The organism is Shigella sp. SIG6 (assembly GCF_053555815.1).
Window position 1 is genome coordinate 1 of the sequence record NZ_JBQZXC010000203.1, and the last position, 4,082, is coordinate 4,082.

Below are 4,082 nucleotides of genomic sequence, written 5' to 3' on the forward strand. Positions count from 1 at the left end.
TATCAATCATCTGTTCTCCAATGACTAGTCTAAAAACTAGTATTAAGACTATCACTTAAATAAGTGATACTGGTTGTCTGGAGATTCAGGGGGCCAGTCTAATGAGTTCAGTAATATAAGCGAACTGAAGGATGCTGTTACGGAATATATTGAATACTACAACAGCAGAAGAATTAGCCTGAAATTAAAAGGTCTGACTCCAAATGAATATCGGAATCAGACCTATATGCCTCGTGTTTAACTGTCCAACTTTTTGGGGTCAGTACAAACCGAGGCCAACGAATGAACCAAGCAATTCAGATGTTAGCCTCTTACCCGCCATCCGGCAAGGAGAAAGGCTATGAAGCGCAACCCTCTGGTGGTGTGTCTGCTCATTATCTGCATTACGATTCTGGCATTCACACTCCTGACCCGACAAACGCTCTACGAACTGCGGTTCCGGGACGGTGATAAGGAGGTTGCTGCGCTCATGGCCTGCACGTCCAGGTAAGGGCAAGCGCGGGGATTTTCCCCGCGCATCTGACTAGCAGATTCATTTTCTCATGGCACCCCTTTTACACTTCAGTTAGTGCATGTTTTTTTCGATGCACTAATAGAACCATCATTACAGACAAATTTGCCGCCTGCCGTACAGTGTGAGATCCCCCCTTTCGAACCAGAACAGGGTTTGCGCCCGGCATCGGCATAAAAGGAAACAAGCGTTCCCATAAACAAAATAAGTGCCAGTTTTTTCATATAACCTCCATGGTTTATCGAATCTTATGTGCGATTTGAACGTTATACGCTGGTTTATTTTGATACCGTTGATGAGATCAAAGATCGGGTGAATTGATTAAAAATAAGCCAGATGGACGTATGGGCAAGGATTATGGTTTTATTTGTCATACAAATAAATATAATAGGCGCTTCCGATGTAGACCCGTATTCTTCGCCTGTACCACGGGTCGGTTTTAGTACAGGCGTTTTCTTTAAATATCCTTCAGGAACGTTTACGCGGCATCATGCGTAGAAGTGTGTTGTCCTTCCAGAAATAGTGGTGTGCCAGTGCAGCCGCAGCGTGCAACCCGATGACAAAATATCCCAGATTCGCCAGCGTCTCATGCCACGACTTTAAGCTATCAACCCGTTCGAAATTGGCCTCTGAAGCGTAAGGCATCGTCAAACCAAACGCAAACCACGGGTTGCCCCGGTTATACATCATCACCAAACCAATCACTGGCAGCGCAATAAACAGGAGATAAATCACCAAATGTCCCAAATGCGCCAGTCCCGTCATCATCGGTTTCGGCTTAGGTATAATCGGCGGGGTTGGGTATTTCAGTCTTAACAAAAGACGAACCACCATCAGCACGAGAATTGAGATGCCACAGGAAACATGAATCATGTTGATGAGCGGCCGATCGCTACGTGGGAAGAAACCACGAAACTCCATTGCGCAATACGCTGCGATAACCAGCAAAAAGACCAGCCAGTGAATGCTGATTTGTAACCTTGAGTATTTATTTTCCATAACATTTCCTGCTTTAACATAATTTTCCGTTAAAATAACGGGCTTTTCTCAAAATTTCATTAAATATTGTTCACCCGTTTTCAGTACGTTACGTTTCACTGTAAGAATGGAGATTGCCCATCCCACAATCCTGGTCTAAGCCTGGAAAGGATCAATTTTCATCCGAACGTTCCTGACAGGAGAAAACCATGAGTAAAGTTGGTATTAACGGTTTTGGTCGTATCGGTCGACTGGTGTTGCGTCGTTTACTTGAAGTCAAAAGCAACATAGACGTTGTCGCTATTAATGATCTTACTTCCCCAAAAATTCTCGCCTATCTGCTGAAACATGATTCAAACTATGGTCCGTTCCCCTGGAGCGTTGATTTTACGGAAGATTCACTTATCGTTGATGGGAAAAGTATCGCGGTTTACGCCGAAAAAGAGGCTAAAAATATTCCGTGGAAAGCGAAAGGGGCAGAAATCATTGTCGAATGTACTGGCTTTTATACCTCCGCCGATAAATCGCAGGCGCATCTTGATGCTGGTGCGAAGAAGGTGTTGATTTCCGCTCCTGCCGGTGAAATGAAAACCATCGTTTATAACGTTAATGACGACACTCTGGATGGCAACGACACCATTGTTTCCGTGGCGTCATGCACCACTAACTGCCTTGCGCCGATGGCCAAAGCCTTGCATGACAGTTTCGGGATAGAAGTCGGCACGATGACGACCATTCATGCCTATACTGGCACCCAGTCACTGGTGGATGGCCCGCGTGGTAAAGATTTACGTGCTTCACGCGCAGCGGCAGAAAATATCATTCCCCACACTACGGGGGCGGCAAAAGCCATTGGTCTGGTGATCCCGGAACTGAGCGGCAAACTGAAAGGTCATGCGCAACGCGTGCCGGTGAAAACAGGTTCGGTCACTGAGCTGGTGTCCATTCTCGGAAAAAAAGTGACTGCCGAAGAGGTGAATAACGCACTTAAACAAGCAACCACCAATAACGAGTCATTTGGTTATACCGATGAAGAAATAGTCTCTTCCGATATCATTGGCAGCCATTTCGGTTCAGTGTTTGATGCCACGCAAACGGAAATTACCGCCGTGGGCGATTTACAACTGGTGAAAACGGTCGCCTGGTACGATAACGAATATGGCTTCGTCACGCAGCTTATTCGCACCCTCGAAAAATTCGCTAAACTCTGACGCGCACAGGCGGAGGAAAAAACCTCCGCCTCTTTCACTCATTAAGACTGTAAATAAACCACCTGGGTCTGCAGATATTCATGCAGGCCATGTTTACCATCTGCGCCGCCAATACCGGATTTACGCCATCCGGCGTGGAAACCTTGCATAGCTTCGAAGTTTTCACGGTTGATGTAAGTTTCACCAAACTTCAGCCCTTTAATGGCTTTCATCGCGACGTTCAGATTTTGGGTATAGATTGATGAGGTCAGGCCGTAATCACTGTCATTAGCCATTGAGATAGCATCTTCCAGCGTGTCAAATGCGACAACTGGCAGCACCGGGCCAAAGGTTTCCTCATGCATAATCGACATTTCCTGGCGAACATCCAGCAGCAATGTCGGCGGATAATAATATCCTTTCCCCTCTACCGCTTTGCCACCCAACGCCACTCTCGCCCCTTCTTCTACTGCGCGCGCCACTTTTTGCTCAACCCTTTCCAGCGCCGCGGCGTTAATCAACGGCCCCATCGCAATGTCGTTGCGTTCAGCGGGGTTACCAAATTGAACCGCCTGCAACGCTTCACCCAGCCGATTGACGAACTGATCATAAATGCCTTTCTGTACATAAACACGTTCTGCACAGTTACACACTTGCCCACTATTAATGACGCGTGAATCAACGATGGCTTTGACTGCCAGTTCAAGATCGGCATCGTCCATTACGATAGCCGGTGCTTTACCACCCAATTCCAGACACACTTTGGTGATGTTTTTCGCCGCAGTCGCCATGATCTTCTCACCTGCAGAGACGCTGCCTGTCATACTGACCATTGCGACCTTTGGGTTACCCGCCAGTTCTTGCCCAACGGTTTCACCACGCCCCAGTACAAGGTTAAACACGCCGCGCGGAAGGCCTATTTCATCGACGATTTTGGCGAATGCAATCGCATTGTTTGGCGTAAATTCACTGGGTTTAATGACGATGGTATTACCGGTCAAAAGAGCGGGAGCCATTTTGCGGGCAATGAGGAAGAACGGAAAGTTCCACGGCAGAATGCCGGTAGTCACACCAAGCGCACGTTTAAACAGAAGAATATTTTCTCCTGGACGATCGCTTTGAATAATCTCGCCCTCGTAACGCCGTGCCCACTCCGCCATGTAATCGATATAGTCGGCAGTAAAAGCCACTTCGACTTCAGCTAACTGCTGGATCTTGCCCCCTTCTTCAACAATCAGCGCACTGATTTCACTGGCGCGTTCGCGGATCCCGGCGGAGATTTTGCGCAACCAACTGGCGCGTTCAATAGCAGGCAACGCTTCCCATTCTGGTTGTGCACGTTCTGCTGCATCGATTGCCTTACGGGCATCCTCGGCCTGACCATCGGGTATGCGGGAAATGAC

Annotated in this window: 6 protein-coding genes and 1 pseudogene; 3 read left to right on the forward strand and 4 right to left on the reverse strand. The window is 47.7% G+C overall.

All coding sequences use genetic code 11. From position 1 onward, the window contains the following. Positions 1 to 100 precede the first annotated feature (100 nt). Both ACUU1M_RS19155 and hokB read left to right on the forward strand, forming a co-directional pair. Positions 101 to 241, forward strand: a pseudogene (locus tag ACUU1M_RS19155) (IS3 family transposase); the annotation flags it as partial. Positions 242 to 340: 99 nt separating this feature from the next. Then, positions 341 to 490 carry a type I toxin-antitoxin system toxin HokB gene (gene hokB, locus ACUU1M_RS19160; protein WP_023517637.1) on the forward strand — a complete coding sequence of 50 codons (150 nt, stop codon included), beginning with the start codon at positions 341 to 343 and terminating at the stop codon, positions 488 to 490. Here hokB and yncP read toward each other — a convergent pair. From yncP to cybB, 3 genes are all read right to left on the reverse strand, one after another. Beyond that, positions 468 to 536 (reverse strand): hypothetical protein, encoded by a 69-nt coding sequence (gene yncP, locus ACUU1M_RS19165; protein WP_212591405.1) that lies wholly within the window; start codon positions 534 to 536, stop codon positions 468 to 470. The two genes, hokB and yncP, sit on opposite strands and share 23 nt — an antisense overlap. A 25-nt stretch (positions 537 to 561) precedes the next feature. Beyond that, positions 562 to 735, reverse strand: a complete 174-nt coding sequence (locus ACUU1M_RS19170) for a YdcA family protein (protein WP_000731833.1) — start codon at positions 733 to 735, stop codon at positions 562 to 564. 244 nt (positions 736 to 979) lie between these two features. Further along, positions 980 to 1,510 (reverse strand): cytochrome b561, encoded by a 531-nt coding sequence (gene cybB / locus ACUU1M_RS19175; RefSeq protein WP_000428998.1) that lies wholly within the window; start codon positions 1,508 to 1,510, stop codon positions 980 to 982. Between the two features lie 188 nt (positions 1,511 to 1,698). Between cybB and gap the strand changes: the two genes are divergently transcribed. Beyond that, on the forward strand, positions 1,699 to 2,700 hold the full coding sequence (gene gap / locus ACUU1M_RS19180; protein WP_000048653.1) for a type I glyceraldehyde-3-phosphate dehydrogenase: 1,002 nt from the start codon (positions 1,699 to 1,701) through the stop codon (positions 2,698 to 2,700). A gap of 41 nt (positions 2,701 to 2,741) precedes the next feature. On the opposite strand, the gene aldA is transcribed toward gap, so the two are convergent. Continuing rightward, a partial coding sequence (gene aldA / locus ACUU1M_RS19185) for an aldehyde dehydrogenase (protein ID WP_449144746.1) occupies positions 2,742 to 4,082 on the reverse strand: 1,341 nt, incomplete at its 5' end.

Excerpts from the sequence above, each read along its gene's own strand:
- hokB (WP_023517637.1), top strand. The coding sequence starts at position 341 with ATGAAGCGCAACCCTCTGGTGGTGTGTCTGCTCATTATCTGCATTACG.
- ACUU1M_RS19170 (WP_000731833.1), bottom strand. The coding sequence starts at position 735 with ATGAAAAAACTGGCACTTATTTTGTTTATGGGAACGCTTGTTTCCTTT.
- cybB (WP_000428998.1), bottom strand. The coding sequence starts at position 1,510 with ATGGAAAATAAATACTCAAGGTTACAAATCAGCATTCACTGGCTGGTC.
- gap (WP_000048653.1), top strand. The coding sequence starts at position 1,699 with ATGAGTAAAGTTGGTATTAACGGTTTTGGTCGTATCGGTCGACTGGTG.